Origin of the sequence: Siphonobacter sp., from assembly GCF_048595215.1 — a bacterium.
Lineage (GTDB): Bacteria > Bacteroidota > Bacteroidia > Cytophagales > Spirosomataceae > Siphonobacter.
Window position 1 is genome coordinate 1 of record NZ_JBMDWJ010000037.1, and the last position, 6,058, is coordinate 6,058.

The 6,058-nt window shown below is 51.7% G+C and carries 3 protein-coding genes; 2 read left to right on the plus strand and 1 reads right to left on the minus strand.

Annotation, left to right across the window (positions count from 1 at the left end; genetic code table 11):
• Window positions 1–184: 184 nt before the first annotated feature.
• Window positions 185–1,216, minus strand: a complete 1,032-nt coding sequence (locus ACOJTG_RS02400) for a 2Fe-2S iron-sulfur cluster-binding protein (RefSeq protein WP_420152342.1) — start codon at window positions 1,214–1,216, stop codon at window positions 185–187.
• A 336-nt stretch (window positions 1,217–1,552) separates the two neighbouring features.
• Between ACOJTG_RS02400 and ACOJTG_RS02405 the strand changes: the two genes are divergently transcribed.
• Together ACOJTG_RS02405 and ACOJTG_RS02410 are read left to right on the plus strand one after the other, a co-directional pair.
• A complete protein-coding gene (locus tag ACOJTG_RS02405; protein ID WP_420152343.1) occupies window positions 1,553–4,054 on the plus strand; it encodes a DUF5686 family protein in 2,502 nt (833 codons plus the stop codon).
• Window positions 4,055–4,654: 600 nt separating this feature from the next.
• A complete protein-coding gene (locus tag ACOJTG_RS02410; protein ID WP_420152344.1) occupies window positions 4,655–6,025 on the plus strand; it encodes a TolC family protein in 1,371 nt (456 codons plus the stop codon).
• Window positions 6,026–6,058: the final 33 nt, after the last annotated feature.

A 6,058-nucleotide genomic window follows, 5' to 3' on the forward strand; every position in this document is an offset into this window, starting at 1 on the left:
CGTACCAAACTGAGCGAAAGCCGCCGCGTTTAGTCCGGCCACAAGCCACCCGGCAGCCCACAGCCGAAGAAGAGGTCTTTTCATAGTACTGTTGAAATGTTGGTTAGCAATGAACTTGCAAATCAAAGCAGTGAAGCCCACATTCCAACTATACTGATACCCACTTAACAATAAATAATCGGATCTAACCTACTTTAATTAAAATACGACTGGTTTCCGCTAAAGCCGTACAAGTTAAAACCTCGCCTTGGGCCAGCTCCCGTTCGGTTAGTACATCGTTGATGGTCATTTTCACCCGACCTTCCAGACACTGGGCCACACAGGTACTACAACGCCCACCCCGGCAACTATACGGCAGTGCAATGCCCGCTTGGAGAGCTGCCGTCAGCAGGTACGTTCCAGCCGGGACTTCGAGCGTATACCGCTGGTTCTGGTACTCGATTTCAACCTGACTCGCCACGCCGAAGCCCTCGGGAATGGCGGGCGTTTGGGGAGGAATGACAAAGTTTTCCTTGCGGATCGATTCGGCCGGAAAACCCAGAAACAGCAGTACAATCCGGACGAGTCGCATGAAATCTTCCGGACCGCAGAGGTAGAAAGCGGGTTGCCCAGTACCCAGATGCCGGGCCAGCAACTTTTCAAAGAGGGTATTGTTGAGACGGCGGGGTAGTTCATCCGCGGGCGGATTGCTGTAGAGATACTCAATCGTTAGTCGCTCCGGAAATTGCTGCGTAAGGGCATCCAGCTCGTCTTTGAAAATCGTACTGCTTCGACTGGTATTACTATAAAAAAGTACGATTCGACGCTGCGGTTGCTGATGCAAGGCCGCCTTGATCAATGAATAAATGGGGGTAATGCCGCTACCCGCTGCGACAAAAAACAGATCCGTATCCGCTTGCGAATCCAGGGTAAACCGGCCAGCAGGAGGCAGGCTTCGTAGCGTATCTCCCACTTGCAGGTTCTGTAAAAGCCAGCGGGACACTTCCCCGTTAACCACCCGCTTGATTGTCAAGCTAAAGCTTGTATCCACTTCCGGCGTGGAGCTGATGGAATACGAACGCCGTAGCTCGTGTCCTTCGTGTGGCAACAGGAGCGTGAGAAACTGGCCCGCCTGATACGGTACCGGCAAGCCATCGACCGGCTCAAGCACATACGTTTTGCAATCGGCCGTTTCGGGGCGTATGCTGGTTACTTTCCATTCAATCCATTCAGCCATGGCGTATTTTAATAGTTAATCGACGGGTTTGCTTCGTGCGTACCACAACGTTTCTAGCCAAAATCGGCTCTTGCAATAACTCAAAAATGCGTAAACAGTTGAGTCCGCTTTTCTAACGACTGAGGCATCTTTTCCAGCAGCCTAGCCTCTACACTTTCGCCAACCAGCTCATTATCAGCCAAATTTACATTCATAAACCCCGCTTCTTTCCGTCGATGATAGGCGAGCAACCTTTATTTTTTTGTACGCCGTGGGGGATGATACGGGTAAAGTTGTCCTAGGAGCGATGTTCAACCAAGCGGTTTTTCATCTTCCCTTCCATTGCTTGTATATGCCATGAACGTTCTACATACCCTTCCTTCTCCGGCATGGATGCTCTGGGCTCTCAGCCTCCTGCTGAGTGTTCCGCTACACGGCCAGGTCTCAATCCAGGCAGTTTCCGGACAGATTACCGATCCGAAGACGGGTCAGGGCATTCCCTTTGCTTCGGTGGGCGTACTCGGTAAACCCAGTGGTACCGTTGCTAACGAACAGGGTCGGTACCAGCTTCGCAGTCCTCAGCCCCTGGATTCGCTGCTGATTTCTGCTGTGGGTTATCAAACCACCCGCGTCGCGGTTACGGGCCCTTCCCTTTCGGTGGCTCTGCAGCCCGCAGCGGCTACGCTCAGCGAAGTCGTGATTCGGGCGGGAGAGAATCCGGCGTTTCGTATTCTCAAAGAAGTACACGCTCGCCGTTTCACCAACGACTTCCGCCAGCTTTCGGGCTACACCTATGAAGCCTACAGCCAGCTTTCGGTCGGTATTACTAACATGGACGAACGTTTTCAACAGCTCAAACCCGTGCGGACGATTTTACAGGGCGTACCCAAGGCGAGTCGGGAAAACCTTCCGGTATTTGCTTCGGAGACGGTCTCGCGGGTGTACGCCCGTCGGCATCCGCAGTTGAGCAAGGAAGAGATTCTTAAAACGAACATCAGTAGTGTAGGCATTACCGATGACAGCTTCATTGCGATGTTTACCGGAGCGGGGTTCAATACGCTTCATTTCTACGAAAATGAGGTAAGTCTGTTTCGGAAAGCCTTTGTTTCGCCCCTGGCTTCGCACGGGCGGCAGGCGTATACCTACTTCCTGGCGGATACTACGCAAATCGAAGGCCGTACCTGTTACACCCTGGAATTCGATCCTAAACAGGAGCATGATCTGGTGTTCCGAGGTCGTCTATTCATCGATACGCTCACCTACGCCCTGGCGGGGATCGAAGCTCGCCTGGGTGCCGAGGCCAATATTAATTTTATCAAAGGCATTGATTTGTCCATTACCTACGAGCCGAGTCAATCTCAAGTCTGGATTCCCAGCTTCACCCAACTCACGATTCAGGCTAGTGAAGTGGTAAAACATACTTTTGGAGCTACCGTGGTGTATGCTACCTCCCTACACCACTTTACGACCGAAGAACCCCGCAATGTACGTTTCTTTACGACCAGCGTGGAACTAGCCGCTGACCGTCAGGAGGCCAGCGACGCGTTTTGGCAAGTGTACCGCGAGCGGATGCCTTCGCAGGAACTGGAGAAAAGTCGTCACCTGATCGATACGGTTCGAAAGGTACCCCTGGTTAAGAAAGCGACGCAAGCGGCTGAATTGGTGCTCAATGGCGGTTATTTGCCCGTCGTGAAAGGGTTGGAAACGGGCTCCGTATTTTCGGCCTGGGCGTATAACCGGGTGGAAGGTCATCGGCTCCGCTGGGGCCTACAAACCAATGCCAGCTTTAGCAAAACCTGGCAGTTATCCGCCTACGCAGCCTATGGTACCCGGGATCAGATTTGGAAGCGGGGGGGTGAAATTCGCTTTATTCCCAAACGAGCCCCCCTAACATTACTCACACTTCGGCATACCTATGACCTGGAACAAGTGGGCTTACGCCTGGATGAAAGCGGCGATGATCCGTTCCTGAAAATCACCAATCGATTCAGTCGGTTCCGGCAAGCGTATTATTTGGGAGAAACCGTATTGGCAGGCCAGCAGGATTTGGGCCCGAACTTCACCCAAACGGTTGGGATTCGGCAGCAGTCCCTGGAGTTCCTGTTTCCCATTCGGCTCCCCGCTTCGGAAACCGGTGTAGCAACCCTGACGAATCTGTGGAACCGGGAGTTGTTCATCGAAACCCGTTACGCCCCGGGTCGTTTACCCAATCGTCGGGTAAACAACCGGAAAGTTCGGCAGCGACCCGCCGAAACGGCCCCCATTGTTACGCTTCGCTATCAGTACGGTACCACCTACGAACCCAATGGAGCCTCATCTTCGTACCCGTCTACGACGTACCACAAATGGCAATGGCAACTCGACCATACGGTACTCTGGGGACTTTGGGGGCGTACCAACTATACCGTTCGGGCGGGTTATACACCTTCGACGTTGCCTTATCCTTTGCTGACGGTACATCAGGGAAACCCTACACCTTTCTACAACCGTAATGCGTTTAACCTCATGCAGTACGCTGAATTCGTGAGTGATCGTTACGTATCGCTGGCGGTAGAACATAAATTCGAGGGACTATTCACCAATCGTATCCCGCTGATGCGTAACTGGGGCTGGCGAAATTTTGTCACGGGCAAAGTATTGTATGGACGACTAAGTGCAGCCAACCAGCGACTCCTGATTCAACCCGAAGGAAACCCGGGTATTCAGTCGCTGCAATCCCTGCCGTATGTAGAACTAGGTTACGGGTTTGAAAATGTCTTTCGAATCGCCCGCATCGAAGCCCTGCATCGGCTGACGTATCGCGATTCTCCCAACGCTCAGCGTTTTGCGGTCAAAGTATCCTTCCAATTGGGTCTGTAAGCACGTGAGCCTTTCTATAAAGAAAGGCTCACGTGCTATGGGTACGGGGGGCTTTTCGGCTGGTACTCAGCAGATCAACGCACCATTGAAATCCGATCGTTATTTATTTTTCCGTTAAATAAATACGGGACCTACTGACATAGGGTTGTCAATAGCGGGTTTTAGGTTTGCTTGAGGAAATTGACGAATAGAAGAGTGAGGTCTAGTATGGTCCGGTAGTTCATCACGAAAATTCGTCCCTCTATCCTAAAAGTATAGGTTGATAAAGTCACTAATCTGACTTTTGACCTCTCATCTCCTTAACTCTATGATCCCATGATTGTTATGCTGCGTCCGCTTCGGCGAAGTCTTCTCATCCTGGAAAAAACTTCGTAGCTTTGAGCCGTTCCAGTTCGGCCTATTCTTAACCAATCAACGATTCCTTTCCCTACGAGTATGAGCTTGTAAGAACCCGGGGGCTACGCATCCATCGCCCCTATCCGGTTTCATCCCCGGACCTATCATCTTCGGAGTACGATTCATCTAACGAATCCTTCAGGATTCAACGCTTACGTCGTGTTTCGGTACCTAACCGAAATACGTTCAACACAACCATATCCCATGAAACCACTCATTCTGATCCGATGGGGCACGCTTTGGTGTAGCTTCATTGTCAGTTTTACGGGTTTGTGCCAGCAAACCTTCACCCTCAAAGAGGCTGTTGATTACGGGGTCAAAAACAATCGCAATGTTTCCAATACCCAACTGGATGTAGCTATCGCCCAGGCTCGTATCGGCGAAATCAAAGCCACGGGTCTACCCCAGGCCAGCGTGGCCCTTGGGCTTTCGCATACCATCAAACCCCAGCCTTTCTTTATGCCACCCGGTATGAGTTTCATTCCCGGTGAGCCCGCTCTACCGGGCGATGAGGAACTGGCCCTGGCGTTAGGTGGCGTTCGCTACAATTCCAATGCAGTCGCCAATCTGAACTGGCTATTGTTCAGCAGTTCGTATCTACTGGGTCTGAAAGCCGCCAAGGTATATACGGAATTGGCTAACAAGAACCTGACGGCCAGCAAGATTACCATCGCTGAAAATGTAACAAAAGCGTACTATTCGGTACTCGTCAACGAAGAGCGGTTGAGTTTACTGGAAGTAAACGTGCACCGGCTGGATACCCTGCTGCGGGATACGCGGGCTTCGAACGTGGAAGGTCTGGTTGAAAAAATCGATGTACAACGAATTGAAGTCCAGCGAAACAACCTCGTTACGGAACAGCAGAATGTACAGCGATTACAGGATCTCGCCTACCTGCTACTGAAGTACCAGATGGGCTACCCGCTGGATCAACCGATGGCCTTAAGCGAAAAGCTGGCCAAAACGGAATTCAGCGAAGCGATGATTCAGCAGGTCAAGAAACCCTTTCAATACGCGGACCGCATTGAGTACGCGACGCTGGAAACGCAACGCCAGCTGCAGGTACTTGACGTCAAGAATGTCAGCCGCAGTTTATGGCCTACGCTTTCGCTGACGGGGAGTTACGGTTTTTACAACGGTCGGCAAACCATTGCTCGCTTTGTTACCCGCCCCTGGCTGGACGCTGGCTCGATTGGCTTCGCCATCAACATACCGGTGTTCGATGGGTTTACGCGACGCTACAAGCTTTCCCAGTCCCGCAGTAACCTTCTGAAGATTGATAACAGCGTGAAACTTCTTGAGCAGAGCATCGACTTGCAACTCAGTCAGTCGGAAGTACAGCTTCGCAACTACTGGTTTACCCTAGGGGAACAACAAAAGAACCTCGATCTGGCTCAGGAAGTCCTGCGGGTTACGCAAATCAAATACCGGGAGGGTGTAGGTTCCAACATTGAAGTCATCAATGCCGAAGCCAGCTTCCGGGAGTCTCAGACCAATTACTACACCGCCTTGTACAACGCCCTAGTCGCTAAAGTTGACCTGGACAAAGCGGCGGGTAAACTGTACACCGAATAACGGACTCAATTCATCTCTCTACACACGGAAACG